This window comes from Microbulbifer mixtoriginis (SeqCode), from assembly GCF_052467515.1.
In genome coordinates, this window is the sequence record NZ_CP174314.1 from 4746782 (window position 1) to 4772238 (window position 25457).

Annotated in this window: 25 protein-coding genes and 1 tRNA gene; 12 read left to right on the forward strand and 14 right to left on the reverse strand. The window is 52.8% G+C overall.

Going from position 1 to position 25457, the window contains the following annotated elements; translation table 11 throughout:
- Positions 1-294: 294 nt before the first annotated feature.
- The 4 genes from ACJJIT_RS20545 to mutY form a co-directional block, all read right to left on the reverse strand.
- Positions 295-1086, reverse strand: a complete 792-nt coding sequence (locus tag ACJJIT_RS20545; RefSeq protein ID WP_444899525.1) for a DUF5677 domain-containing protein — start codon at positions 1084-1086, stop codon at positions 295-297.
- A gap of 635 nt (positions 1087-1721) precedes the next feature.
- Positions 1722-1797, reverse strand: a tRNA-Phe gene (locus ACJJIT_RS20550).
- 125 nt (positions 1798-1922) lie between these two features.
- Entirely contained in the window at positions 1923-2198 is a 276-nt protein-coding gene (locus ACJJIT_RS20555) for an oxidative damage protection protein (RefSeq protein WP_152455703.1), read from the reverse strand.
- A gap of 15 nt (positions 2199-2213) precedes the next feature.
- The gene (gene mutY, locus ACJJIT_RS20560; protein WP_444899526.1) at positions 2214-3299 is read right to left on the reverse strand and encodes an A/G-specific adenine glycosylase; all 1086 of its coding nucleotides are present in this window, start codon (positions 3297-3299) and stop codon (positions 2214-2216) included.
- Between the two features lie 179 nt (positions 3300-3478).
- On the opposite strand from mutY, the gene ACJJIT_RS20565 reads away from it, so the two are divergent.
- Positions 3479-3646 (forward strand): hypothetical protein, encoded by a 168-nt coding sequence (locus ACJJIT_RS20565; protein ID WP_444899527.1) that lies wholly within the window; start codon positions 3479-3481, stop codon positions 3644-3646.
- 214 nt (positions 3647-3860) lie between these two features.
- On the opposite strand, the gene ACJJIT_RS20570 is transcribed toward ACJJIT_RS20565, so the two are convergent.
- The 4 genes from ACJJIT_RS20570 to ACJJIT_RS20585 form a co-directional block, all read right to left on the reverse strand.
- Entirely contained in the window at positions 3861-4388 is a 528-nt protein-coding gene (locus ACJJIT_RS20570) for a hypothetical protein (protein WP_444899528.1), read from the reverse strand.
- Between the two features lie 361 nt (positions 4389-4749).
- Positions 4750-6918 (reverse strand): AsmA family protein, encoded by a 2169-nt coding sequence (locus ACJJIT_RS20575; RefSeq protein WP_444899529.1) that lies wholly within the window; start codon positions 6916-6918, stop codon positions 4750-4752.
- Positions 6919-7094: 176 nt separating this feature from the next.
- Positions 7095-9230 carry a TonB-dependent receptor gene (locus tag ACJJIT_RS20580; protein WP_444899530.1) on the reverse strand — a complete coding sequence of 712 codons (2136 nt, stop codon included), beginning with the start codon at positions 9228-9230 and terminating at the stop codon, positions 7095-7097.
- 89 nt (positions 9231-9319) lie between these two features.
- Entirely contained in the window at positions 9320-9619 is a 300-nt protein-coding gene (locus tag ACJJIT_RS20585) for a hypothetical protein (protein ID WP_444887518.1), read from the reverse strand.
- A 116-nt stretch (positions 9620-9735) separates the two neighbouring features.
- Between ACJJIT_RS20585 and hisB the strand changes: the two genes are divergently transcribed.
- Genes hisB through hisF form a run of 4 tightly spaced genes read left to right on the forward strand, consistent with a single transcriptional unit; the run spans position 9736 to position 12518 of the window.
- Entirely contained in the window at positions 9736-10323 is a 588-nt protein-coding gene (gene hisB, locus ACJJIT_RS20590) for an imidazoleglycerol-phosphate dehydratase HisB (protein WP_444899531.1), read from the forward strand.
- Positions 10323-10973, forward strand: a complete 651-nt coding sequence (gene hisH / locus ACJJIT_RS20595) for an imidazole glycerol phosphate synthase subunit HisH (protein ID WP_444899532.1) — start codon at positions 10323-10325, stop codon at positions 10971-10973. Before hisB ends, hisH begins: the two co-directional genes overlap by 1 nt.
- A 52-nt stretch (positions 10974-11025) precedes the next feature.
- Complete coding sequence (gene hisA / locus ACJJIT_RS20600) at positions 11026-11757, forward strand: 1-(5-phosphoribosyl)-5-[(5-phosphoribosylamino)methylideneamino]imidazole-4-carboxamide isomerase (RefSeq protein WP_444899533.1); 732 nt, start codon at positions 11026-11028, stop codon at positions 11755-11757.
- A complete protein-coding gene (hisF, locus tag ACJJIT_RS20605) occupies positions 11757-12518 on the forward strand; it encodes an imidazole glycerol phosphate synthase subunit HisF (protein WP_444883129.1) in 762 nt (253 codons plus the stop codon). The genes hisA and hisF overlap by 1 nt, the downstream gene beginning before the upstream one ends.
- Before the next feature lie 80 nt (positions 12519-12598).
- Here the strand turns inward: hisF and ACJJIT_RS20610 are convergent, their stop codons facing one another.
- The 3 genes from ACJJIT_RS20610 to gpmI all read right to left on the reverse strand — a co-directional run bounded on the left by ACJJIT_RS20610 (position 12599) and on the right by gpmI (position 16847).
- Positions 12599-13960, reverse strand: a complete 1362-nt coding sequence (locus ACJJIT_RS20610) for a S41 family peptidase (RefSeq protein WP_444883128.1) — start codon at positions 13958-13960, stop codon at positions 12599-12601.
- 212 nt (positions 13961-14172) lie between these two features.
- Positions 14173-15300, reverse strand: a complete 1128-nt coding sequence (locus ACJJIT_RS20615) for a murein hydrolase activator EnvC family protein (RefSeq protein ID WP_444899534.1) — start codon at positions 15298-15300, stop codon at positions 14173-14175.
- On the reverse strand, positions 15300-16847 hold the full coding sequence (gene gpmI / locus ACJJIT_RS20620) for a 2,3-bisphosphoglycerate-independent phosphoglycerate mutase (RefSeq protein ID WP_444899535.1): 1548 nt from the start codon (positions 16845-16847) through the stop codon (positions 15300-15302). Before gpmI ends, ACJJIT_RS20615 begins: the two co-directional genes overlap by 1 nt.
- 227 nt (positions 16848-17074) lie before the next feature.
- Between gpmI and ACJJIT_RS20625 the strand changes: the two genes are divergently transcribed.
- From ACJJIT_RS20625 to ACJJIT_RS20640, 4 genes are all read left to right on the forward strand, one after another.
- Positions 17075-17491 (forward strand): rhodanese-like domain-containing protein, encoded by a 417-nt coding sequence (locus ACJJIT_RS20625; protein WP_444899536.1) that lies wholly within the window; start codon positions 17075-17077, stop codon positions 17489-17491.
- Positions 17492-17530: 39 nt separating this feature from the next.
- Complete coding sequence (grxC, locus tag ACJJIT_RS20630) at positions 17531-17791, forward strand: glutaredoxin 3 (RefSeq protein ID WP_444887513.1); 261 nt, start codon at positions 17531-17533, stop codon at positions 17789-17791.
- 158 nt (positions 17792-17949) lie between these two features.
- Positions 17950-18444 (forward strand): protein-export chaperone SecB, encoded by a 495-nt coding sequence (gene secB / locus ACJJIT_RS20635; RefSeq protein WP_252083765.1) that lies wholly within the window; start codon positions 17950-17952, stop codon positions 18442-18444.
- A gap of 674 nt (positions 18445-19118) precedes the next feature.
- Positions 19119-20273, forward strand: a complete 1155-nt coding sequence (locus ACJJIT_RS20640; protein ID WP_444899537.1) for a hypothetical protein — start codon at positions 19119-19121, stop codon at positions 20271-20273.
- 522 nt (positions 20274-20795) lie between these two features.
- Here the strand turns inward: ACJJIT_RS20640 and ACJJIT_RS20645 are convergent.
- The 3 genes from ACJJIT_RS20645 to ACJJIT_RS20655 all read right to left on the reverse strand — a co-directional run bounded on the left by ACJJIT_RS20645 (position 20796) and on the right by ACJJIT_RS20655 (position 23372).
- Positions 20796-21062: a hypothetical protein gene (locus tag ACJJIT_RS20645; RefSeq protein WP_444899538.1), complete on the reverse strand. Its 267-nt coding sequence runs from the start codon at positions 21060-21062 to the stop codon at positions 20796-20798.
- 419 nt (positions 21063-21481) lie between these two features.
- A complete protein-coding gene (locus ACJJIT_RS20650; RefSeq protein ID WP_444899539.1) occupies positions 21482-21850 on the reverse strand; it encodes a hypothetical protein in 369 nt (122 codons plus the stop codon).
- Positions 21851-22424: 574 nt separating this feature from the next.
- Positions 22425-23372, reverse strand: coding sequence for an IS30 family transposase (locus ACJJIT_RS20655; RefSeq protein ID WP_444899540.1), 948 nt, complete (start codon positions 23370-23372; stop codon positions 22425-22427).
- A 168-nt stretch (positions 23373-23540) separates the two neighbouring features.
- Between ACJJIT_RS20655 and ACJJIT_RS20660 the strand changes: the two genes are divergently transcribed.
- The 3 genes from ACJJIT_RS20660 to smrA are packed head-to-tail and all read left to right on the forward strand — an operon-like array spanning position 23541 to position 25455.
- A complete protein-coding gene (locus tag ACJJIT_RS20660) occupies positions 23541-23993 on the forward strand; it encodes an acyl-CoA thioesterase (protein WP_444883122.1) in 453 nt (150 codons plus the stop codon).
- A complete protein-coding gene (locus tag ACJJIT_RS20665; protein ID WP_444899541.1) occupies positions 23986-24849 on the forward strand; it encodes an SDR family oxidoreductase in 864 nt (287 codons plus the stop codon). Before ACJJIT_RS20660 ends, ACJJIT_RS20665 begins: the two co-directional genes overlap by 8 nt.
- 18 nt (positions 24850-24867) lie before the next feature.
- Positions 24868-25455 (forward strand): DNA endonuclease SmrA, encoded by a 588-nt coding sequence (gene smrA, locus ACJJIT_RS20670; protein ID WP_444883121.1) that lies wholly within the window; start codon positions 24868-24870, stop codon positions 25453-25455.
- Positions 25456-25457: the final 2 nt, after the last annotated feature.

The following is a 25457-nucleotide window of genomic DNA, read 5'->3' on the forward strand; positions in this document are numbered from 1 at the left end:
CCCTAGTCACTAGAAATAATTTCTTTGATGGAGAGACAATACAGATCAATCTTTTTCTTTCAGGCAATCATATAGGCCGATGTACGCTATTAGCATCTTGAACTATAAAAAATATGTTGGAGCTTGTCTGTTGCCGTGGGCGTGAATCTTCGAAAGGAGTTAGAGCTAACGCTTACACAGATGCGTGGAATTGAAAGTAGTATGGATTGGCTAGCAAACCACACTACGGAAATGCTTAACCAGTAAAGTTACTTTTCTAGCTGTATTGCTTTGAGTCGACACACTGAAATTTAACTATTTAATATTAATTGATGGTTGATGGTTGATGGTTGATGGTTGATGGTTGATGGTTGATGGTATGTTATTAAAATGCTGCTCAATCTCTAGGAAAGTATCAGTTACTTCTTTTAAATATGCTGGGCCATGTATTTTTGATACAGCTATAGATGCATCTTTTAACATATACGACAGGTAGGTTATTGCTTCAGCTTCTAGGTAATTTGATTTGCTTTTAAATAATGACTCCCCGGATAGCTCATTAACTTTGTACCCACTTTCTAATCTCGCCATGAATAGATTGACTCCGCTGTGCGTGTGTGCGGAAAAATAGTCGTAGATTTTTATGCTGTTTTGGTTGTGCTCGGCTAATTTGAATTTTTGAGCCACGCTTAATTCTTTGAATTCTTCGTTTGGTTTATAAAGCTTATAATAATCACCCCTCCTTTTCTTTGACTCCCTTTCATTTGATCTACCTTTTATGGAATCTTTTTTCCTGTTCTGTCTTTCGGCGAACAGATAGTTCGCATAATTTGGATTTTTTTCTAAGTTTTTAATGTCTATATAGACTTCATAGGTAGTGCGAGCGATTGGCAGTGTTGCTATATATAATTTGTTTTGAAAGAGTTTAGAGAAGGCCGTACTTAATTCTATCATTGAGGCATGTAGTCCCATAATAGATTGGTAAGGCGCATCTTTGTTATCCTTGTTGCAGCACCCTTCGAATATTACTTGGGAATATTTTATGATTGCATCAAGTTCTTTTAAGTAGTTCTCATGCTCATCAAGTGTTTTTGATTTGTATTTCATTCGTTTTAATTAATTTTTTTGTTACTGGAATTTCTGGAATTGCTGGAGTTGTTTTTTCAAAGAGTATACCCTTTAAGTAGTTCTGCCTTTAGAGGTTTTATTTTCTTTCCCTCTCTTTAGTTAGAAACCAATCAATTGAAGTGCGTAATTTATTGATGAGCCGTCAAAATCCTATCATCCTAAGGCGATGCTTTAAAATCTGGAACACGCAGCAGCAACGATCCAACCAAATTTCAAAACTCTTCACACCTTCCTGAAGTAATCAAAACCACCAATTTTCCCACAAACCCCACAGGAGCTAAGGGCTCCTAGGCTCACTGGTGAAAAAAACATACCGAAAAAGGGGCTGCCATTCACTCCTCCCGATTTTGGGTGCTCTTTTAGTTGATGAAATGAGATTGGCGGCGAGGGCCTGAGCTGGTGCGGGGGGTGGTTAAGAGTTGGATTTCACACTTTGAAGAGTTGGGAAGAAAGGTGAAGAAAGATTGCACGACCAAAAGGCTTGAGCGGCGGCAAAGTGTCAGCGTGATTTTGCGGTGACACAATGTGACACTTTGGGGAAATATGGCGCCAATTTTTAGAGAGGGGGAGAATTAAAAAACCCGCGAAAGCGAGTGCTTGCGCGGGTTTTAATATGGTGCCCGGAGGCGGAATCGAACCACCGACACGGGGATTTTCAATCCCCTGCTCTACCGACTGAGCTATCCGGGCTTTGCGATCTTGCTGGGCTTCCCCTGCGTCGCGAGGCGCGTATTAAAGCCTTATCGCGGGGCTGAGTCAACCCCTTGATTGTAAAAAGTTTTTTTTCTTTTGCGGGGAGGCTTTGCGGGGTCCGTTTACTGCTGTTCCGGGGGCACGTAGCCGTCGGCTGCGTCGTACTCTTCACCGCTCAGGAACTTCATCATCTGCTCGCTCAGGTAGGCGCGGCTGGAGGGTTCCATCATGTTGAGGTGCTTTTCATTGATCAGCATGGTCTGGTGCGACATCCACTCCTGCCAGGCTTTTTTGGAAACATGCTCGAAGATATCGACGCCTTTGGGGCCGGGGAAGGGCGGTGCGTCCAGGCCTTCCAATTCCTCTTGGTACTTGCGGCAGAATACGGTTCTGGACATGGACTCCTCCTGGTTCTAGTCGGCCGTAGTTGGGGCGAGCAGGGGTGCCTGCAGCGCCAATAGTTGTTTTGCCAGCTTTACGATCGGGGCGGGTAGCCCCAGTTCCTGGGCCGCGCGGGCGCGGTTTAGTTGTCGCAGTTTATACCAGCCGGCGCCGCTCTCTGCCACCTGGGCGGGGACTTTGTCGAGCTGTACCCACAGCGGTGTAATATCCAGGTGGAAGTGGGTAAAGGTGTGGCGCAGTAGCGGTAGCGTGTGTATTTCACTGGCGCGCCAGCGTTGTTGTTTGAGCCAGGCCTTGGCATCTTCTGCCTGAGGAGGACACCAGAGGCCACCCCAGATACCGCTGGCGGGGCGCTGCTCTAGATAAATTTCGCCCTGGTATTCCAGCAGTAACAGGGTGGCGCTGCGCACCGGTTTTTCCTTGCGCGGTTTTTTGCCGGGGTAATCCTGCGGATTGCCTTGGGCGTGGGCCACACAGGATTTCTTTAACGGGCACTCTTCACAGCGGGGTTTGCTGCGGGTGCACAGGGTGGCACCCAGATCCATCATCACCTGGGTGTAATCGTTAACGCGTTTGTCCGGGGTGTAGGTCTCGGCCAGCTCCCACAATTGATTGGCCACGGCACTCTTCCCTGGCCAGCCTTCCACGGCGTGGAAGCGCGCCAGTACCCGTTTTACGTTGCCATCCAGAATCGGTGCTCTGAGTCCCATGCTGATACTGGCGATAGCGCCTGCGGTGGAGCGTCCAATGCCGCTCAGTTCGGTGAGCGCTTCTACATCCTGTGGAAATTCCCCACCGTGTTCCTGCAACACCGTCTGTGCACATCTATGTAAATTGCGCGCGCGGGCGTAATAACCGAGGCCGCTCCAGTGAGCCAGCACCTTATCCAGCGGCGCGTTGGCGAGGCTCTCCAGGGTAGGAAAGCTCTGCATAAAGCGCTCGAAGTAGGGGATCACCGCGCTGACCTGGGTCTGCTGCAGCATGATCTCGGAAACCCACACGCGATAGGGATTGATATTCTGCTGCCAGGGCAGGTCCTTGCGCCCGTGTTTGTCGAACCATTTGAGAACGGCGTTTTGGAACTGCTTTGGGGTCATGGAGATACTGCGGGCTGATGTTTGTGATGGAAACCTTGGGCTGTGCGCGGGCTAACCTTGGTGCACTTTGCTTTGAGCCTTAGCGGCTGAAGAGATTTTTCATGGTTTCTCTCAATTCGTCGACCTTTTCTTCTACCCAATCGCCATATTTTTTCTTGGTGTTGTATTGAAGCTCTTTTGTGCACTGGGTCTTCAAAGCGATTTATGCCGGGTGTTGCCGTATCTATATCTTCAAAGTCAGCCTTGCGGCGCTGTGGCAGCGGGTCGATGCGCTAGCGGGTTATAACGAGAGGGATACCGCCTGTGCGGCCAATGGAGGGGTAAACGCGCTATCAGATCAGCATTGATCAGTTGGAATTTGAGCGGAGGAGATTACTATCTGCCCGAAGCAGAAATTGTCTCTGCTAGACCCCCCGCCGGCTGCGAATAGCCTGGGGGAGCTTCCACTAGCGTTGCGGACACTGGGTGGACCGCTCTGGTGAAAATTCGGTGAGGGCAGGCTTTGCTGCCCATCTTATCTAGCTCAGGCTGAGTAACACTGTGACGACCTGGGCTTAGCCCTCAGACCTGAATACCCTCTTCCGGCACATAGAAATAGCCGACAAAGTGATAATTTGTGGCAGCCATACCATAATTATGGTTTGCCGTCTCCAGCTGCTTGGGCAGAATCACAAAACCGGGCCCGTAGTTTTTCACTCCGTGAGCGCCTGGTTTGTGCGTCCAGTAGCCGGTTTCCGGGTCCCGTCGGTACCAGTGGTGATCGGTTGTGGACTTATACAGGGCAACACAGTAATAACCCTTGGTGAAAGGCGGGGGATTGTTTGCTGGGGCGTTGGCTACATAGGCCATCCCATCGCGTTTGGCGCCCTCAATCAGACGGTCATTATCCAAGCCCGCGACATAGCCGGAGTTGGAGCCAGGGTCTGGCTTGCCCTTGTGGGGCTTCTCGCAGTTTGCGGCCCAGGCATAGCAGTTCACGTGGTGGTTACCCCAGGCCTCCTCTGCAGGTGTGTTTTTCGCAGCGCTAGTAACCAGCTTGGTGATCACCTGTTTGGATTGATTGTCTTGCGCTCGTTGCATTAATGGCATTTGTTATTCCCTTTATATGGCCGATCAAGCTTGTACTGATCTTGGGAAAAGAAAGTGCAAGTAATAAGGAAATTGTCGCGCAATGGGAAAAAATATAAATAAAAGTAAAAGATGGCCGGGGTGATGTAGAAGCACCTGATGACAGCTCCCGGCACCGGCTAGGGGCCGAGTTAAGTAAATCGCACTAACCCCGTTCTTTAACGGTTTATTCGCACTCTATGCGCTTCGCGGTCATTGGTTGCTGCAATTTAGCGCGGTATTTCTCTAGTGGCTTTGGCGCTATGGAGAGGATTCGGAGATGGAATAGCGTGCAATATTGGGGGCGGGGTTACGCACCGGGCGAAACCCGGTGCGGCTTACATTAACGGCCGAAAAGATTTTTAAGCTTTTCTTTTAGTTCGTCGACTTTTTCTTCCACCTTATCGCCATATTTTTTCTTGGCTTTGTATTTCAGCTCTTCGCGCACCAAGTCGTCGAGGCGGCGGCTGTCGGGTTTACAGGTTGTTGGGCCCACATCGTCGAAGTCGCCTTTACAGCGCAGTGGCAGCGGGCGGTTGCGCCAGCGTTTGTTCTTTACGGTGCAGCCATCTGCGGAGGTGCTCTCACCCACTAGAGCGAGGCCGAGGGCGAAGTCGAAGTCCTGTTTCTTCAGGTCCACCTCGCCATCGCCGGTCATGGCGATATTCTCGATGCCGGCGAGAATCTCGGTCACTTTTACTTCGTCCCCTTTCACCGCGATTGTGGCGCGCACATCTTGTAGGTCAGTCTGGGCGGGCCAGTTTCTCTCTGGCAGTGGAGTATTCTCGGCGTAGCTGAACAGCTGGCACATGCTCTTCTCCAGGTTGAAGGGCGCTATGGACAGCTCTTTACTGGACACATTGACGGCGGCGCGCAGGTTCTGCTGCAGATCTGTGGAGGTCTTGCCCTTGGTCTGCCCGTCCCAGTTGACACTGGCTTCGCCGGCCACCTGCACTTTTTCATTGGGGAACAGTGCCTTCTGGACCTTGCCGATATCTACACCGACAAGGCCGCCGCGCACCTGTCCCTCTGCGGTCTGGGCGCGAGCATTGAACTGGCCGTTGCTATTGAGCTGGCCGCCGTAGAGGTCGGCGCTGAGTTTTTGCAGCTGGTAGAGACCGTTATCCACGGTGAGTAGAATTTCGGGGCTGTCCAGCTGTAGGCCGGCGGCCTGTAACTGGTCCAGGGCCAGGTTGATATTGGCGTTAAAGCCACGCAGATCGCTCAGAGGTAGGGGCTCGGCGGATACCTGTTGGGTACCGGCTTTGGTGGTGGCTTTCTTTTCCGTCTGTTGGGCGCTCAGGGTCTCCGCGGAAGTTGGGGTCTGGGTAGACTCCACACTCTGTGCGGTGGCCTCAGTAGAGGGCGCCTTGGTTGTTGACTCTCCACTGGTTTTTTCGTCCGGCTTAGCGCTTGTTTCATCGGTGGGTGGCAAGTAGTTGTCCAGATTGAAAGCGCCGCCGCGCAGACTCAGATCTAACCCCGGCATCTCCGCATTGCGCAGCTGGGCGTTGCCATTAAAGGTGGTGCCGTCGAGTTGCAGTTGCAGAGGGGTCAGGTTGATCTTTTGTTCGGTGCCTTCGATGCTGGCTTCGATACTCAGCTTTTGCAGTGCGGCGCTATCGCGGGTCACTATTTCACTGCCGGTCAGCTCCAGCCAGGGGCGCAGGGGATCGGCGCTGGCGTTTAGATTCATCTGCACGCGCCAGGGCTGGTTGCCGTTGTCGCGGCGCACATAGCCGCGCAGGTGCATCGTGGCTTTGGCGTTGTTGTCGGAAGTGAGCACCAGCTGCAGAGGTTGCAGGCGCAGGCCGTTGAGGCCTTCATCCAGGGCCAGGGTGCTATCCATTTTAAGTTTGAGCGGGTAACGTAAGTCGCTGCCGGTCACGCTGGCATCGGCGTTGAGTCGCCCAGGCTCGCCGCCGGGCACCAGGTTGTCGGCGGTTATGCTCAGGTTTTCAACCTTGTAGGCCTTGCCGCTGCGGGCGTCACTGTAAGAGAGCAGGCCTTTTTCAATACGCAGTTTATCTAGGCTGAGCTCAACCTGTTGCGCGGCGGGCTCTTGTGTTTCCTTGGGAATCTCCAGCTTGGGTGGCTGTTTTTTCTTTGCCTCCAGAGCCTCACTGATCAGCTCCCAATTACCGCGCCCCTCTTTGTCCACGGAGAGTTCGATCTGCGGTGCCACCAGCACGATTTCCTCGGCTTCCACGCGGCGCTGCAGCAGTGGCTTGAGGGCCACACCCACGGCGATTTTGTCGGCGCGCACCAGGGTCTCTTTCGGCAGCTGCAATGGCGCCATGGTGACATCATCTAATTGCAGCCCCAATTTGGGCCACAGCTGCCAACCGATATCGCCCTGGAGTTGCAGGGAAATGCCCTGTTTGGCGGCGAGTTTTTCCAGTTGCGGCTTGTATTGATTGATGTCGAGGCCGGCCAACAGCCAGGCGACAGCGCCGGCGAGTAGCAGGAAAACGACCAATAGAGCGATAAATGTGCGCTTGATCCAGGCCATGGAGTGGATTGTCCCTGTGTTTTTTTAGAAGGTACGTCGAGCGTGTAGTAATACTTCAGACGCCGCGGTGGGGGTTGATGTTCCCACAGGTGTTCACCGAGAGCCTATCCGGGAAGTGTAGGAGATGCAGCCCCGCGGAGCTGGGTGCGCCGCGGGGCCATTGAAGCAGTTGTGGCTTAGAAAATAAACCGCACGCCGGCTTCGATACTGCGGCCTGGTGCCGGGGCATAGTCGCGCAGCAGAGAGGTGGAATTGCGGATTTCTTCGTCGAGCAGGTTGCGGGCGCTGGCAAAGAGCACTGCGTCGCTGCCGCCGATATTGAGGTTGTACTCGGCGCTCAGATCCATACTAGTGTAGCCATCGGTGGGCTCCTCATAGGCACCGGCGCGGTCTTGGTCTGCCGCCTGTACCGTGCGCCACTCCCAGCCCCACTGATCGTACTCGGCCCCCAGGGCCAGGCCCATACGCAGCGGCGGCATACGTGGTACATCGGAGCTTTCGCCGGCGATGGCATCATCGAAGCTGGCGCGCACCATATCGCCAAATAAGGTGACATAGTGGCCTCCCTGTAAGGGGAAGGTCACTGAGGCCTCGGCACCGTAGAAAGTTGCATCGCGGTTGGCATAGGCATAGACCGGTAATTCCTCTTCCTCACCGCCGGTGTTTTGCGCGTAGATATAGTCACCGATCTGGTTGTAGAACACACTGGCCTCAATACGCGCAGCGTGCCAGCCGTTGGCGGCTTCGTTGTGGTGGTGATAACCCAATTCCAGGTTAACGCCGTTCTCTTTATCCAGCTGGTTGTTGCCCAAGAGGTAGCGGGATTCCGCCAGGTGCGCTCCGTCGGCAAACAGCTCCTCTGCCACAGGAGCGCGCTCGGAGTGGGTAGCGCCGAAGCTGATATGCTGGTGCTCGGCGAGGAAGTACTGCAGCGTCGCGCTGGCGCCGATCAGGTTGTAATCGCGGTCGCTGGCGGTTTCCGGATCTATATCCACTCGCTCCAGGCGGGCGCCCAGATCCAGGTGCCAGTTACCCCACTCGCGCTCTTTCATGGTGAAAAAGCCAGCGCTGCGGGTGCGCGAAGGCTGGATAAAGGCGTGGCCACCCACTGCGGCAAAGTCTTTGTCGGTCAATTGCAGGCCGTAGGCCCCGCGCCAGCCGTTGCCGGCATCGTGGGTTATTTCAACCCGGCTCTCCCAGGCCTCGTTGGTGAAGCGGGTGCCCGGATTACCGGCATCCAGCTCCACATGCTCATAATCGTTGTAGCCGATGCGCAGGCTCAGTTTGTCCCAGTAATCGCCGTCGAAGCGGTGCTCACCTTTTAGGTCATAGCGGGTTTGCACCAGGTCGATACGTACCGCATCGATCTCACCGGCCTCGGCGTGCTCCTCGTGTTCATCATGGTCGTGATCATCGTGGTCTTCACCCGCATGGTCCTCATCGTCATGGTGATGCTCATGGGTGCCCAGGGGGATGCCGTAATTGTTTTCCAGTCGGTTTATGGAGAAACCGATAAAGCCGCTGTCGGTGATCCAGGAAACGCCTCCGCTATAGCTGTGGGCGCGGGCATTGGTGTTGCCCACGAAGCCATCGGTATTGAAGGCCTCTTCGTGTTCGCCTTCTTCGCCGGCGTGCTCTTCATGATCATGGTGTTCTTCATGTTCACCGTGCTCAACGATAGCGAGGCCCGGGATTTCGGTATTGTCATTTTCCCGGTAGACACCGTCCACATACCAGGCCAGCTGCCCGGCGCCACCGGTGAAGCGAAATACCGAGGCATCCTGATTGTCGGCGCTGTTGTGGCGCAGCTCTACCGCGCCTTCCACTTTCTCGGGCACGGCGGTGGGAATGCGTCCGTCGGTAATATTCACCACACCGCCCACGGCGCCACTGCCGTAACGCAGGGCGGCGGGGCCGCGCAGTATCTCAATGCGCTCGGCCAGTAGGGGTTCGATGCTGGCGGCATGATCGGCGCTGGTATTGGAGGCGTCGGATACATCCAGGTTGTCACTAAGTATTTTTACCCGGTTGGCGCTTTGGCCGCGGATAACCGGCAGGCCGACGCCGCTGCCGAAGGAGGCATTGGCGACGCCGGGCTGGTCTTGCAAAGTCTGGCCCAGGGTTGCGGCTGCTGATTTGCGCAGTGCGTCGCCGGAGAGAATAGAAACTGGTGCCGCCACAGCATCGGCGGGTTTATCCAGCGGCGATACGGTAACGTTGACCTCTTCCAAGGGCGAGTTGTATTCAGCGGCGTAAATAGTGGGCGCAGCCAGGCTGGCAATGGCCAGGGCCAGAGTATTGAACTTGATCATTTGTTTTTTTATGTCCTGTCACAGGCGGATGCTGCCGTACGCGCACAGGCGCGGGCATCCACAAAAATAAATTGTTGGTTTTTTTAGGGTTAGCTGAGAGACAGGGACAGGGGAGGGGCGCGCGCGCTCTGGCGCTCCGGCTGGCGATCGCGCGCTGCTAGCGCAGAGGGCCGGTTGTAGTGACTTTGGGGCTCAGCCTGAACGAGCAGTGGCTCGCTGCCGAGTGCTGCGGGTGAATGCATGCAGCACAGGTCACACAGTTCCACCTGGCTGTTACCAAGATGGAAGTGCTCCGCCCACAGCGGCTGAGCTGCTACTAATGCAAGTAGCAGGAACAGGCTGGCCCAGTAATGGGATTTTCGGCGCTTTAAGGTAACCATACCGCGCATGATAGGTGCTTACGGTTACGAATCAAGTTTCATCTGACACTAGCGAACCACAGAGGGCATCATTCATCTTATAATCTGCGCCCTCTGTCTTATTGCTCATAAAAGGAACGCTTTCGATGCGCAAGGCTAGCGTCACCCGCGACACACTGGAAACCAAGATTCAAGTCAGCGTCAATCTGGACGGCCAGGGGCACGGCCAGTTTGCTACCGGCGTTCCTTTTCTCGAGCATATGCTCGATCAAATTGCCCGTCACGGCATGATCGACTTGGATATTCATTGTGATGGGGATACCCATATCGACGACCACCATACGGTGGAAGATATCGGTATTACCCTCGGCAAGGCCATTACTCAGGCGCTGGGGGACAAGAAGGGGATGACCCGTTACGGCCACAGTTATGTCCCCCTGGATGAAGCTCTCTCCCGCGTGGTGATCGATTTTTCCGGTCGCCCCGGTCTGGTGATGGATGTGCCTTTCACTCAGAAACGCATCGGTAATTTTGATACCGAGTTGTTCTATGAATTCTTCCAGGGCTTCGTCAACCACGCATTGGTAACAGTACATATCGATTGCCTGCGCGGCCACAACGCCCACCATCAGGTAGAGACAGTATTCAAGGCCTTCGGCCGCGCCCTGCGCATGGCGCTCACCCTTGACCCGCGCATGGCTGGCACCATGCCCTCTACCAAGGGGGTGTTGTGATGGGCAAGATCGCGGTCCTCGATTACGGTATGGGCAACCTGCACTCGGTTGCCAGTGCTCTGGATAAGGTGGCGCCGGAAGCCGAAGTGGTACTGGCGCAAACCCCGCAGCAGGCCCAGGGGGCGGAGCGTTTGTTGGTACCGGGGGTGGGCGCCATTCGTGACTGTATGGCGGGATTTGTTGACGCGGGCTTTGCGCCGTTGCTCAAAGACGCTATCGCCGCGGGTACACCGGTATTGGGTATCTGCGTGGGTATGCAAATCATGATGCGCCACAGCGAGGAGAATAACGGTATCGATTGCCTGGATATCTTCCCGCAACCGGTGAAGTTTTTTGGCAAGGACCTGCCGAGAGTTGCCGCGGGTGAACGTTTAAAGGTTCCACATATGGGGTGGAACCGGGTGCAACAAACCCGCGAGCATCCACTGTGGGCCGGTATCGCCGATGGCAGCCGCTTCTACTTTGTGCACAGTTACTATGTGCCGGCTGATGATAATCGGGATCTGGCTGGGCGCACCGATTATGGTGTCCCCCTGGCGGCTGCGGTGGCGCGTGAGAATATCTTCGCCACCCAGTTCCACCCGGAAAAGAGCGCCGAGACTGGCCTGCAATTACTAAAGAACTTTGTCAGCTGGAATGGCCGGGCCTAAGCCCAGCAGACCTTTCCTGACATCAATAACTACCGCCGACGAAAGACAGAGCATGATTGTAATTCCCGCTATCGACTTAAAAGACGGCCAGTGTGTGCGCCTGCGCCAGGGCGAGATGGACGACGCCACCGTATTTTCCGATGATCCCCTGGCTACCGCCCAGTACTGGGTGGACCAAGGGGCCAAGCGCTTGCACTTGGTCGACTTGAATGGTGCCTTTGCCGGCAATCCAGTCAACGGTGAAGCTGTAACTGCCATTGCCAAGCAATTTCCCACATTGCCGGTACAGATCGGCGGTGGCATCCGCGACTTGCATACCATTGAGCGCTATCTGGATGCCGGTGTGACCTGGGCCATTATTGGCACCGCCGCGGTGAAACAGCCGAAACTGGTCGAGGAGGCCTGCCGCGAATTCGAGGGCCACGTAATTGTTGGGCTTGACGCCAAAGATGGCCTGGTGGCCACTGAGGGCTGGGCCGAGGTGTCAGAGCTAAAGGCCACCGAGCTGGCCAAGCGCTTCGCGGATTGTGGTGTCAGCTCCATTGTGTACACCGATATCGCTCGCGACGGCATGATGCAGGGAGTCAATATCGAGGCCACTCTGGAAATGGCTCGTGCGGTACAGGTGCCGATAATCGCCTCCGGTGGTGTCAGCAGCATTGAGGATATCGAGCAGCTGTTGGAAACCGGTGAGATCTATGGCGCGATTACCGGTAGGGCGATTTATGAGGACAAGCTGGATCTGCGCGCGGCGCAGCAGCTCTGCGATCAACGGAGCAAGTAATGGCACTGGCGAAACGCATTATTCCCTGCCTCGATGTCGATGCCGGACGCGTGGTAAAGGGCGTTAATTTTGTCGATATCCGCGATGCCGGCGATCCGGTGGAGATTGCCCGCCGCTACAACGAGGCGGGTGCGGATGAAGTTACCTTTCTCGATATCACCGCTACTCACGAGCAGCGCGACACTCTACTGCACACCGTGGAAAAAATGGCCCACGAGGTGTTTATTCCACTTACCGTGGGTGGCGGTGTACGTACCCTGCAGGATATCCGCAACCTGTTAAATGCCGGTGCAGACAAGACCGCGATCAACTCCGCAGCGGTGAAAAATCCCGAGTTTGTGCGTGAGGCCGCCGAGCGTTTTGGCAGCCAGTGCATCGTAGTGGCGATTGACGCCAAACAGGTGGGGGAGAACCGCTGGGAAATATTCACCCATGGCGGGCGCCAGCCCACCGGCATAGACGCTGTGGCCTGGGCTCGGCAGATGGCGGAGTTGGGTGCTGGGGAAATACTGCTCACCAGTATGGACCGAGATGGCACCAAGAACGGTTTTGATTTGGCCCTGACCCGCGCGGTCAGCGAGGCGGTGCCAGTGCCGGTCATTGCCTCCGGTGGCGTCGGCAATCTCCAGCACCTGGCCGAAGGTGTTCTGCAGGGCGGCGCCGATGCGGTGCTGGCGGCCAGTATTTTCCACTTTGGAGAATATAGCATCGCCGAAGCCAAGGCGTTTATGCAGGAAGCGGGAATAGAGATGCGAGTTTAGCCTGCGGGCTGACGAAGGCTGGATGTCACTGCTGGGGCGGATGCGCTGGCGGCGGGCTTGAGCCCGCCGCGCGCCAGTTACTACTGTTTATCTGCGCGGGCAAAGCGTTCGCGCAGACCCCGGTCCCTGTGAGCGTAGAGATTCAGCCCTTTAAGTACATTGAGTGCTTCGAAGATCTGGTTGTCGCGATCCATCCAGTTGTCGCGCTCTCCCTCTTCCCGTTCCCGCGCGCGGTCTTCCGAGGTGCGATCAGCCCCGCCGTTGCCATTGTTCAAATGGCCGGCCAGGTCCGCCTCGGTGGGGCGCTGCATATCTTTCAAACGGGTGATCTTGGCCCTTTCCACAACAATATCTGGCGTGATGCCCTGGGCCTGGATGGAGCGGCCATTAGGGGTGTAGTAGAGCGCGGTGGTGAGTTTGATGGCGCGTTCGCTATTGATAGGAATCACGGTCTGTACCGAGCCCTTGCCGAAGCTGTCTGTGCCCATCACCACGGCGCGGCGATGGTCCTGCAGGGCTCCGGCGACAATTTCCGCCGCCGAGGCGGAGCCGGCATTGATCAGCACTACCAGCGGGGCGCCTTCGGTGAGGTCGCCGGGTTCGGCGGAGTAACTCAGGTTGGCAGCCTCATTGCGGCCTTCGGTGTAGACCACCAGCCCTTCCTCAAGGAAGGCGTCGGCCACTTCCACCGAAGACTGCAGCACGCCGCCGGGGTTGTTGCGCAGATCGATAATCAGGCCTTTGAGCGCCCCTTTCTTTTGAAGTTTGATCAGCTCTTCCGCCACATCTGCGCCGGTATCCAACTGAAACTGGCTGATGCGCAGATAGCCGTAGCCTTCATCGAGCACCTTGCTGCGCACACTGCGCACACGCACGGTGTCCCGCTTGAGGGTGACGTCGAAGGGCTGTTTGCGGCCCTTGCGGGCGATAGTCAGGGTGACGCTACTGCCTTTGGGGCCGCGCATCCATTCCACCGCCTCATCGAGGCCGACACCCTTCATGGATTTGCCGGACAGGCGCAGTATCACATCACCGGCTCTGAGACCCGCGCGCGAGGCGGGAGTGTCATCCATGGGGGTGATCACAGTGATATGGTCATCTTCAATACCCACCTCAATCCCCAGGCCGGCAAATTCGCCGGTGGTGTTGGCCTGTAGATCGTCGAAAGAGCGGCGGTCCAGGTAGGAGGAGTGGGGATCGAGTCCTTGCAGCATACCTTTGATGGCGTACTCCAATAGGGTGCGATCATCCACTTCTTCCACGTAGCCCTGACGGATCTGTTCGAACACCTTGGCGAAGCTGCGCAAGTCTTCGAGGGGGAGGCGCCCGCTGTTCTCGGTGGCGAGATTGGGTTGTTGGCCACCTTCGCTGAGACCCATTAACGGCAGGGCTGTGAGGGCGGCGGCTCCGAGAAATGTGGTGAGCGCCTTGGAGATGAACATATTGTTGTGACCTCTGCCTTATTTCTTCGCTGCTTTGCGAAAGTGTAGACCGCAGAGATTGGCAGGGATTCTAATGCGCCGCCAAATTCTACTGTGCCACAGGCTTAGTCGTGAAAAGCCCAACTGCCTTACAACTCCCTTTTGCACTGGTGCACAAGTCCGGCGTCAGGGGAAAAAATGAGCGTATCGTCGCAGAAGAGAGCGGCAAAGTGTCAGCCACGGCACCAGCCGGTGGGATCGCGGGCCTGGCCGCGATGGCGTATTTCAAAATAAAGCCCACTGTGGGTGAGGCCGCCACTGTTGCCTACCCGAGCGATAGTGTCACCGCTCTCCACCCACTCACCGACATTGCGGCTGAGGGATTGGTTGTGTGCATAGAGGCTCATATAGCCATCGCCATGATCGACAATCACCAGCATGCCGTGGCCGCGCAGGTAATCGGAAAAGACGACGCGCCCGCGGTGGATTGCCTGCACGGGCGCCCCCTCGGCGGCGCGAATAATCACTCCCTTCCAGCTGATTCCATTGGCGCGGCGCTGTCCATAAGCATTGGCGCGGCGGCCCTTGACCGGCCACTGTAATTTTCCCCGCTGCTTTGCGAAGGGTTTGTGCTGGTCCGGATTTACCAAGGTGGCGATCGCGCGCCCGACTTCATCGATCAGGGTCTGCAGGCGTTTTCGGTCCCCTTGCAGTTGCTTGAGTTCACCACCGCCATTGGCGAGCCGCGCCGCGAGTTTTTCCAGGGTGCGCTTGCGTGTTTGTTGCGCGCTGCGCAATTTGTCCTGGCGCTCCTGCAGCTGTGCCCGTTCCGCCTGCAGGCTATTGCGCTCGCGCTCGATCGAGGCGGAAACCGTTTCCAGCGAGGCGAGGGTTTGCAGGTAGTTGTCGATAACGCGGCTGCGTTCTTGGAGGAAGTAATCGTGGTAGCGAAGTTGGCGGGCGATATTCTGTGGATTTTGTTGGTTGAGAAGGAGCTTGATCTGTTCTTGTCGGCCCAGTCGGTAAGCGGCGGCGATCTCCTGCTCGACCCGCCGCTGCATACTTCGCCGCGCTTCTTGCAGCTGCTTCTGCTCTCGCTGCAGTTCGCGCAGCTTGTCCGTGCGGCTGCGCATGTCCCGCTTGATCTGGTCTATGCGCTGGTACAGCCCGGAGATATCTTTCTCGTTCTCTTCCAGATCCTTGAGCAGCTGGTCGCGCTGGCCGCGCACCTGATTGAGCTCCTGCTGCAGGGAGTCGATGCGCTGCTTGATTTCCGCGAGGCGTGCCTGCTGGTCCGCTTCCGCCTGGCTCCAGGCGGGCAGTGACAGCAGGACAATCAGGAAGAGTACGAGAGTTTTCATCAGTCCATTTTTACCAAACTGTGGCCGGTCATTTCCGCCGGCTGTGGCAGATCCATCAACGCTAACATGGTTGGCGCCACATCCGCCAGACTGCCTCCGTCACACATTTGCACATTGCGTTCGCCGATGTATACAAAAGGCACCGGCAGGGTGGAGTGCTGGGTACTGACCTGGCCGGAGTTGGTGTCGAACATCTCTTCCACATTGCCGTGGTCGGCGGTGATCAGCACTTCGCCACCGGCGCTCAGGGCTGCATCCACGACACGCTCAACACATTGGTCCAGGGCTTCTACCGCTTTTACCGCCGCTTCAAAAACACCGGTGTGGCCGACCATATCACCGTTGGCATAGTTGCAAATAATGGTGTCGTACTCGCCGCTCTCAATCGCCGCGACCAGCTTGTCGGTTACTTCCGGCGCATTCATTTCCGGCTGCAGGTCGTAGGTGGCTACGTCTGGAGACTTGATCAGCTCGCGGGTTTCGCCTTTGTAGGGCGCTTCGCGGCCGCCGCTGAAAAAGAAAGTCACGTGGGCGTATTTTTCGGTTTCGGCAATGCGCAGCTGGGTCTTGCCCTGGGCTGACAGATATTCACCGAGGGAATTCACCAGGTTTTCCGGTGGGAAAGCGCAGCTTGCGTGGATGTCTGCGGCGTATTCAGTGGTCATGACAAAGTCTGCCAGCTTGGGCTGGGCCTTGCGCTCGAAGCCGCTGAAGTCTGCTTCGGTAAAGGCGCGGGTCAGTTGGCGTGCGCGATCTGGGCGGAAGTTCATAAAGATCAGAGCATCGCCATCTTTGATGGGAGCGGGCTCGCCGATCACTGTCGGCGCAACGAATTCATCATTTTCACCGCGCTCATAGGCGGCAGCTAATCCCGCCAGGGCGTCAGTGGCTTTGTGTTCTGCGGTACCCAGGGTGAGCATGTCGTAGACAGATTCGGTGCGCTCCCAGCGCTGGTCGCGATCCATAGCAAAATAGCGGCCTGCCAAAGTGGCCATATGGGCATTGCCGACGGTGTCGCACACCTGCATCAGGCGCGCGATGGAGGGCTCGGCGCTGCGCGGCGGCGTGTCGCGGCCATCCAGGAAAGCGTGTACGTAAATGGCGCGGGCTCCGCGCTGGGCCGCCAGGGTCACCATCGCGACAATATGGTCCTCGTGGCTGTGTACGCCGCCCTCGGACAGCAGTCCCATAATATGTACCGCGCCGTTGTTGGCGATGGCCTTATCTACCGCAGCGGTGTAGGCGGTATTGCGGAAGAAGTCGCCGTCCTGAATGGCCTTATTGATACGGGTGAAATTTTGGTAAACCACACGGCCGGCTCCCAGGGTCATGTGTCCCACCTCGGAGTTACCCATCTGCCCTTCGGGCAGCCCCACCGCCATACCGGAGGTCTGGATCAGGGTCTTGGGGCGCGTCGCCCAGATGTTGTCCCACACTGGAGACTTCGCGGCGCGAATGGCGTTGTACTCGGCATTGTCGCTGTGGCCGAAGCCGTCCAGAATCAGCAGGACCAAGGGGCGTTTGTGCGGGGCTTGCGAAGCGGCCATAGCGACGGATTTCCTCTATCGGGTGGTTTGGATTGCGGACGCGGATTTTAACCCGTTCGGCCATCGTTTAACTACGTCGAATAGTGTTGGGTGAGTCCATTTGAGTCTATATCCATGCCGTTGGAGTATGATTTTGCTGGTTAGAAATTCGCCACAATCGTGTATACTCCCGCCAGCTTTGGCGCAGCTGCGCCGTAACGATAACCACGATGGATTTTGGGGGCGGAGTGGATTTTTTCGTTTTTTTAAGTGAGCAATGGCTGCTGGTCGGCCTGCTCGTGGCACTGCTCTATGCGCTGGTTTTGAGCGAGCGTTACAAGGCGGGCGTACCAGTTTCCCTGCACGAAGTGACCCGGCTGATCAACAGTGATGGGGCCAAGGTGTTGGATGTGCGCGATCGCAGCGAGTTTACCGCCGGGCATATTGTCGATGCACTGCATATCCCCCACGGGGAAGTGACCGAGCGGTTCGCCGAACTGGAACCCTTTAAAGATAAGGTGGTGATTGTCGCCGATAAAATGGGTCAGCACGCAGGTCCTGCGGGCCGCCTGCTTAAGCAGAAGGGCTTCCAGGTACGTCGCCTACAGGGCGGTATGAGCGAGTGGACTAATCAGAATCTGCCCCTGGTCAAAGGCAAGGGCTAGCTCAGTAGTTTTATAGATGGCTTTAGGCGGAGTTTTATTATGCAGGATGTAGTCATCTACACCACCCGTTTTTGTCCCTACTGTATTCGCGCCAAGCAGCTGCTCGACAGCAAGGGTGTGAACTATCGCGAGATTGCGGTGGACAATAAACCTGAGCTGCGCGCACAGATGGCGGCCAAGGCTGGGCGCCGGTCGGTGCCGCAGATTTGGGTCGGCGACTTCCATGTGGGCGGTTGCGATGATCTGATGGCCCTTGAGCGCAGCGGTAAGCTTAACGGCTTGCTTAAGTCAGCTGGCTGATAAAGGTTGACGCCGCGTGCCTCACGCGACTTTTTATATTTGCTATTAATCCGGTCCGGGCCTTGAAACGGTATTTGCAGGCCCCAATCTGAAGGCTCATACAGGGAGTCTTTCTCACGGAAGGCATCAATAAACTTTTTATAAAAACAGGCAGTAACATGGCTGAAGAATTAAACGGCGCGGCAAGCGCAGAGGCTCCACAAGTACAATTCGCGATGCAGCGCATCTACCTGAAGGATCTCTCCTTCGAGACTCCCATGGGCGTTGAGGTTTTCAAGAAACAGTGGAAGCCCCAGGTAAATCAGGAGCTGAACACCAAGACCGCCAAGGTTGAAGAAGACCTGTACGAAGTGGCACTGACGCTCACTATCACCGTGAAGCTGGAAGAAGACACCGCTTTCCTGGTGGAAGTGAAGCAGGCCGGTCTGTTCGGTATCAAGGGACTGGAAGGTCAGCAGTTGGCTCAGGCCCTGAATACTGCATGCCCACAGATCCTGTTCCCATACGCTCGCGAAGTGATCGACAACGCGGTTGTTAAGGGTTCTTTCCCGGCTCTGATGCTGCCGCCGGTCAACTTCGACGCCCTGTTTGCCCAAGCCCTGAATCAGGCGCAGCAACAAGCGGAAGGCGCACAGGCTAACGCGGACGCATAATCCGTTGGTCGCGAGTTCGAGTCTCGCTGGGCCCACCATCCAGAATTCAAAAAAAGCCCTACAAGCCCTCGTGTTTACAGGGCTTTTTCTTTTTTAGCCTAAAAATCCAGCCCTGAAAAAACCCAGTTACACAAACGAAGGAATGCGGGCTGTAGAGGAAAGTTACACAAAATTGTGCAACCCCTAAATTGTCCTGTAACCCTATTGAATTCACGCCATACAAATAAAACTGGCTACTTGCGCAGGTACGTTTTAAAGCTGCAAACCGTGCATTTACCCCATTATCTTTACACCCCGTATTCTGCGGCTATTCACGCCCGTTTATGCACCATCTAAAACGTGCAAAAAAAAGTGTCAAAAAAGTCTCGCGGGAGATGAGGAGGAGAATTTTTTCTGGGGGGGGTTGTTTTTTCGCGTGAACACTGGCCTGGGGTGGTATTGGTAAGTGATAAGCGTTATCAAAGAGAAATTTGGTCTAATTTACGTTGGCTATAGCCAAGTTTTATGCAAGACCCTAATGAGTGAAGTTTTTGATCTTAACCATATGAATTTCTTATCAGCTTAAAAAATAGACACGTAAATAGATGCATGCCAATACATAAAAAGTTAAACACTATTTTGTATATCTAACTGTTTAAATAAGTAATTAATTAAAAAGACAATTAAGGAGCTACATGTTACTTACGGATTATTTAAATCCAGGTTTTTCTGGTTACTTGGACAGAACTCTTCTTGGTGAAGACCTACCAATTTATGCAGATATAAAAGAGTCTGACCATTTAGTTATTTATTTAAATGGATCAATTAACCGTAAAATCAAACAACCTCCAGTTTTTCATCGTCAGTCATGGACAAAAGACACCCCTTTCTCTTCTATTGTTATTTCTGACAAATCTGTAGAAATTAATGACAGTCTAGAACTTGCTTGGTATCTAGGGAAGCCTAACGGGTCATTCTTACGCTCTGTTGTATCTGCGATTACAAAAATCCGAGACTCATTAAAATTAAGAAATAATAAAATTATATTTTATGGCACTTCCGGTGGAGGTTATGCAGGTATATTACTAGCCAGCATTCTTAGAGGGTCATCATGCATTGCGGGAAATGCGCAAACTGATTTGAGTAAGTTTAATTACAAAATATTTGATAAGTTCATTGATAACACTGGGTACAAACCTACACACCAGAAAATAAATATTATGAGATATTTATCTGATAAGAAGTACATCCCACAAATTACTTTTCTACAGAACACCCAGGACTTAACTCACTTTAACAACCATTATCTACCATTTATAAAATGGTATGGGGAAAATAGGGGAGCATTAATTTCTTATGGGCCTTGTGAGTTCATAGAATACGATAAAGAAGGAGGCCACAGTGGAGTTCAAAGCAAAAGTGAAACAATCGAGACGCTAGAAAGAATTTCGAGCAGAAATACTAACCTGCCAACAACTATTATTGCTAAAGACAAACCAGATGAAGCCCTTCCTATTGATACTTTTTTTGATTTAATTGAGGTTGAAGGGGTTTTTGAAAAAGTCGGCGAAAAACTTCTTATTTTTATTAAAGGGGATATAACCGACACTGACATAAAAGCTCTAGTAAGCACCGGATGGCGTCTTTCAAATTCAGTAGGTTATTTTAAATACCTAACCTCAAGTGAGAGGGTTAATACCTTTTCAGTAAAGATTCCTAAAATGGAAAAAGAATATGAAAGTGGAATTATCAGGTGGGCTTCCAAATATGAAGTTAAAGTAAAAATACTAAGCTGTAAAATTGAAAATAACTTTTCAAAAGAAAAGAATACAGCCGCATCAATTGCATAATAACAAGAATATCAAACTTCAGTCTCAGTAACTTTAATCTCAGTTGCCTAAGGCTTTATTTTGATTGCATCAGATTTAACACTATTGAATGAATCTGGTTTATCTATTTTAGCATACTCAGCCACACTAGCATGAGTGTGGCTTTTGATAGCATCATCCAAGGCTTCTACCTGTGCAGCCAAAGCCTCAGCCTGAGTAACTAAATCAACTGTTTTTGATCCTAGATTAATTTTTGTTGCTACTGTTTCAGACTCACCACCAGCATGGTCACTAATATCTTTAGTGGCGGTACGGGTTATATGCTTTCCTGCCGCCTGATTAATACTTCCCAGAGATAATAAATTAAATACGCTGGCCGATATAATATGTATGGCGCTGGCTTAAATTTGTTTTTTTATCTATGTCTTCAATGCTATGTCGAAGTACACGCTTAAATTATTCATCCAAGGTTTCCATTTTTCTGTGGGACTCTAACTCATAGTTAAAGCAATTATCTTTAATATCTTCATTGGTTTTTCGGTTCTATTTTCCCGATGCATCCACGCTCTGCTTTACATCTTCACTTTGCTGCCATGGCATGCTGAGCTCATCCATCCAAGGTAAGGCTTGATGTTCACCCAACACAGAACGAACAAAAGGCCTCTCAGGTGAAACGTTTGACCAAACGATTTCCACCAGCATTCCATTTGGCGGTAAATCAAAAAAACCTCGTTCACCTCCGCTACCCTGAAAAGAAATTGGCACAGTATATTTTTTTATAGATGTATTTTTCAGTTGGCTATCCAACAAAGCTACATCAACCCTAAGCGTGGTCGGTAACTATCATTAATGCCTCTTTTCTTAGGGGTATCAGGTACGGCTAATACTTCAATCATGACGGGCAAGTAATAACCGCAGCCAACTCTGGAAACTCCTTGGTTATTTGTTTTCTTAATTCTGGGTTCATGCTACAGCCCTTATTTTTTTATCCTAAGGGTTTGCCAGCCAATTTAAACGCATAGTTTCGTTTTGAAAATCCAGACTATTTATAAAGAGTGTTTTTTTGCTACTTCAATTTGTACACCAGAGCGTAACTCTGGTAGCAAAGGCAAGACTCCTCCATTAACACTCACTGACTGAAAAATATTAGAAGGCAATCTAACTAACTTCTTACTAGGTACAGATTTTCCAATCTCGTCAATATAAATTTTTCTTTCGGTTTATTGGTGTCAAAAACCTTTCGACAACTGCCTGGCATTTAATAAGTAATCCAGCACCCTATAGCCACCACTGATATGTTGAAATCTAGCCGGAGTAATATTTACCCAGTTACTATTGGGCAAGATGAATTCCAATCTTGTTTTACTGCTAATTATTTCTAGAACCTTATCCGGTATTGCATGGCGTAAATTAATAGGTGTGGTTTGATTTAGTGGCGCTGAGAATTCATGGCCCACCACCTTATGCAAGCCATTTTGAACAGGAGTTACACACTCGACAAAGCCATAGAAAATTCGACGTAATCCCCCATTACTTAATTGAGTATTAATTTCTAATCGGTCTCCCGTTACTGGATTTTCATCACCAGAAACCAACAAAATTCAATGACCTGAAGTCTGCATTTGCAAGCGAACTTGATCACTAACTAATTTGTAATTATTACCATTAATTTTTAATTGCTTGGTTATCTTTATTCTATGGTCAAATAGTTATATGTTTTTTAGCAATTTATAAACATTGCCATGATTTACATCTTCCGCCTCTTCTATTGTTGTGCTAATCACCTTCCCAGTAACGCTATCTACAACAGGCTCGACGGTAGGGCTAGAACGCTCCTCTTTTTGCTAAGCCACGCTATTAAATTGTTTTAACGAAAAATCCACGCTCCAAGTATCAAACTTAGCCATCTTATTAACATTAAAATCATGGGTAAAAGTAACTTGACGAACATCACCAACGTTGGCGGTTTATCGACCACGGTGTAAACCGTTCGGCTACCATCCTAATTAAACGATTTAGCCAATTTAACCAGGTCTTTTAGGTGATCTTCATTTTCAAAGGGAGCGACACCAGCCATGGTAGTTACCTGTTACAAGCCCATTCCTATAAAACTCCAAACCAACAGAGGTGAATTCATTTGTTGATTTTCCATTAACATTTAATTTTAAATGCCTAGATTGCCAACATAAGTGACACACGGTTACCCACCAAAAATTCCAGCGGGCTCAAGTAATTTAATACTTTCCTAGGTCGAGTATTGATTCGAAACACTGCGTCATCAATACGGCTTTTTGGTATCTTGCCAATTTCCACTCCTTTTGGGAAGAAGCGCCTCAAAAGGCCATTAGTGTTTTCGTTCAGCCCACGTTCCCAAGAGTGGTAAGGTTTCGCAAAATATATTCTGCATCCTAGCTTCTGCGCAATCGATTGATGACCTGCAAATTCTCCTCCATTATCGAAGGTGATGGTTTTACAGATGGCCTGATATGGCTTCAACATCTGCTTGATTGCCCGACTCACTGTTTTCTTGCTCTTATTTGGGACTCTGCGAGTGAGCAATAATTTGGAAACTCGTTCAACCAGTGTCACCAGATAGCCATCTTGACCATAAACTGTATCGCCTTCCCAGTGACCAATCTCAGTGTTTTCATCGACAATCGCAGGTCTTTGATCAATATCTATGCGCTCTGGAATAAGCTTTACGCCTGCCTCGGAACCTGCCCGTTTCCGATAAGGTTTGGATTTCCTTGGCAGACGTGACCTCCAGTTAAGTCGACTGACCCAGCGGTAAATTGTTGAACAACTAACCGTTTTCGCACATCTCTCAAGCTGCATTCGCCCAGCGATTTGTTCAGGACTTGCATTTTTTAGCTGGTGGTCGATTTGTACCTGCATGGCAAAGTCGAGCTTGGTATGTTTAATAGCTCCGTGCCGTCGTTGCAGTGTCTGACGGTGGGCACTCTCGGCACAGTAAGGGCTGCAACGACCAAGCTCACGAGAGATGGTCTTATTGGATCTATGGAGGCGTAGTGCAATGGCTCGGGCTGAATAGTTCTGCCCATTAAGGACCTCAATCTGGTATCGTTCTTTCAAGGTCAGCTGGTTGGTACGGGTTCCCATGAGGTTCCTGGCTTGTTTGTGTGGAAGCTTACTTGCCTACAACCAGCTGGCCTCCTTCGCTATCGCCAAGTGTGTCGGTTATTGTGAGAATCTAGGCAACAAGTAACCATTATCCATTTTTAGTAAAAATAAATACCAGTCATTTATGAGATCCAGCGGGGGCTGCCTATGCAATGGGATTTACCCAATCCCTTTATCCACAGAGTCAGGGTAAGTGCTGAGCATGTGGATGGATTACACCATGCCAATAATGCCGAGTATGTGCGTTGGTGCGAGGCTACCGCCTGGGCCCACAGTGCCGCATTGGGTCTGGATGTCATAAATTACCAGGACCTCGACCGGGGAATGGCCATTCGTCATGGGCAGTATGACTATATACTGGCGGCGAAAGAGGCGGATGAACTGGTATTCGGCACCTGGCTCACCGAGGTGGATGGGCGCCTGAATATGACCCGCCACTTTCAAGTCTTTCGCGCCGCCGATGGAGCATTGGTATTGCGGGCCCAGTGGCGGTTGGTATGCATCGAACTTTCCAGTGGTAGACCGAAGCGCATGCCGGCGATCTTCAAGGAAATTTACAGTCCGGCAGTGACTGCCCCGGAGGCTGAAAAAAATGAGTGAAGAGTTTGTAACCCTGACAGAAAACACAGGGGCGCTTAAGGACAAGACCATCTTTATCACTGGCGCTAGCCGCGGTATTGGCCGTGCCATAGCGCTCAAGTGCGCGGCGGATGGCGCTAATATTGTGATCGCCGCCAAGTCCGCAGAGCCACACCCGAAGCTACCCGGCACCATCTTCTCAGTAGCGCAGGAGGTGGAGAGCGCTGGCGGTAAGGCCTTGGCCCTGCAGGTGGATGTGCGCGATGAGCAGCGGGTGCAGGAAGCGATGGCGCAGGCAGCCGACAAGTTTGGTGGTATCGATGCAGTGATCAATAACGCCGGCGCGATCAACCTGAGCAATGTCGAGTCCACCCCGCCCAAGCGTTACGATCTGATGCAAGACATCAACAGCCGTGCAGTGTATCTGACGGCGCACCTGGCGATTCCCTACCTGAAGAAATCGGATAGCGCCCATATCCTCAGCCTGTGTCCACCGCTCAACCTACAGCCCAAGTGGCTGGGGCCTTTTGCGCCCTACGCATTGTCCAAGTTTGGCATGACTATCCTCAGCCTGGGATTGGCGGAGGAGTTGCGCGAGGCGGGGATTGCCGTTAATACTCTGTGGCCGCGCACTCTGGTGGCTACCGCCGCTATTGAGTTTGCCGTGGGTAGCCGCGAGATGTTCGAGCAGAGCCGCAGGCCGGCGATTATGGCCGATGCTGCCTACGAAGTACTGATCACCAAGGAAGCCGCCTTGAGCGGGTGTCAGCTGATCGATGAGGAACTTCTGGTGGAACGCGGGGTAAAAGATTTTACCGACTATGCCCACAACCCCGATAATGCGGGGGACCTGACTAAGGATTTATTTTTGGACTGACGCTGGCGGGGGTATTTCATGAGCGGCGACAGCAAGCTATTCAAAGACGCTCTCGGTGAGCTGGGAGACGTGAAACCGCTGGTGCAGGAGCGCCGCGTCACCCTGCGCAAGGAGAGCGAGCCATCCGAGCGTATCTTGCGCGAGCGCCGTGCTGCTGCGACGCGTTTGACCGAGCGTGAAATGAACCCCCTTTCCGGTGAGTATATTGAGCTTGTGGCGCCCTGGGACCCTATTGAATTCAAGCGCGATGGGGTGCAGAACGGTGTGTATCGCAATCTGCGCCTGGGCAAGTACACGGTGGATGCACGTCTCGACCTGCATCGCCACTCGGTGGAAATGGCGCGCAGTGCCGTTGTGGAGTTTGTGCGTGATTGTGTCGAGGCGGATGTGCGTTGTGCGCTTATTACCCACGGCAAGGGCGAGGGCCGCAAGCAGCCCGCACTTTTGAAAAGCTGTATCTATCACTGGCTGCCGCAATTGGATGAGGTGCTGGCATTCCACAGCGCGCAAAAACAACACGGTGGTATGGGCGCTACTTACCTTTTACTGCGCAAAAGCGAGCGCAAGCGTCAGGAGAATCTGGAGAGACATCAGCGGCGTTTTTAAGG

Coding starts and splice junctions, on each gene's coding strand:
- ACJJIT_RS20545 (WP_444899525.1), bottom strand. CDS start 1,086: ATGAAATACAAATCAAAAACACTTGATGAGCATGAGAACTACTTAAAA.
- ACJJIT_RS20555 (WP_152455703.1), bottom strand. CDS start 2,198: ATGTCCAGAACCGTATTCTGCCGCAAGTACCAAGAGGAATTGGAAGGC.
- mutY (WP_444899526.1), bottom strand. CDS start 3,299: ATGACCCCAAAGCAGTTCCAAAACGCCGTTCTCAAATGGTTCGACAAA.
- ACJJIT_RS20570 (WP_444899528.1), bottom strand. CDS start 4,388: ATGCCATTAATGCAACGAGCGCAAGACAATCAATCCAAACAGGTGATC.
- ACJJIT_RS20575 (WP_444899529.1), bottom strand. CDS start 6,918: ATGGCCTGGATCAAGCGCACATTTATCGCTCTATTGGTCGTTTTCCTG.
- ACJJIT_RS20580 (WP_444899530.1), bottom strand. CDS start 9,230: ATGATCAAGTTCAATACTCTGGCCCTGGCCATTGCCAGCCTGGCTGCG.
- ACJJIT_RS20585 (WP_444887518.1), bottom strand. CDS start 9,619: ATGCGCGGTATGGTTACCTTAAAGCGCCGAAAATCCCATTACTGGGCC.
- hisB (WP_444899531.1), top strand. CDS start 9,736: ATGCGCAAGGCTAGCGTCACCCGCGACACACTGGAAACCAAGATTCAA.
- hisH (WP_444899532.1), top strand. CDS start 10,323: ATGGGCAAGATCGCGGTCCTCGATTACGGTATGGGCAACCTGCACTCG.
- hisA (WP_444899533.1), top strand. CDS start 11,026: ATGATTGTAATTCCCGCTATCGACTTAAAAGACGGCCAGTGTGTGCGC.
- hisF (WP_444883129.1), top strand. CDS start 11,757: ATGGCACTGGCGAAACGCATTATTCCCTGCCTCGATGTCGATGCCGGA.
- ACJJIT_RS20610 (WP_444883128.1), bottom strand. CDS start 13,960: ATGTTCATCTCCAAGGCGCTCACCACATTTCTCGGAGCCGCCGCCCTC.
- ACJJIT_RS20615 (WP_444899534.1), bottom strand. CDS start 15,300: ATGAAAACTCTCGTACTCTTCCTGATTGTCCTGCTGTCACTGCCCGCC.
- gpmI (WP_444899535.1), bottom strand. CDS start 16,847: ATGGCCGCTTCGCAAGCCCCGCACAAACGCCCCTTGGTCCTGCTGATT.
- grxC (WP_444887513.1), top strand. CDS start 17,531: ATGCAGGATGTAGTCATCTACACCACCCGTTTTTGTCCCTACTGTATT.
- secB (WP_252083765.1), top strand. CDS start 17,950: ATGGCTGAAGAATTAAACGGCGCGGCAAGCGCAGAGGCTCCACAAGTA.
- ACJJIT_RS20640 (WP_444899537.1), top strand. CDS start 19,119: ATGTTACTTACGGATTATTTAAATCCAGGTTTTTCTGGTTACTTGGAC.
- ACJJIT_RS20655 (WP_444899540.1), bottom strand. CDS start 23,372: ATGGGAACCCGTACCAACCAGCTGACCTTGAAAGAACGATACCAGATT.
- ACJJIT_RS20660 (WP_444883122.1), top strand. CDS start 23,541: ATGCAATGGGATTTACCCAATCCCTTTATCCACAGAGTCAGGGTAAGT.
- ACJJIT_RS20665 (WP_444899541.1), top strand. CDS start 23,986: ATGAGTGAAGAGTTTGTAACCCTGACAGAAAACACAGGGGCGCTTAAG.
- smrA (WP_444883121.1), top strand. CDS start 24,868: ATGAGCGGCGACAGCAAGCTATTCAAAGACGCTCTCGGTGAGCTGGGA.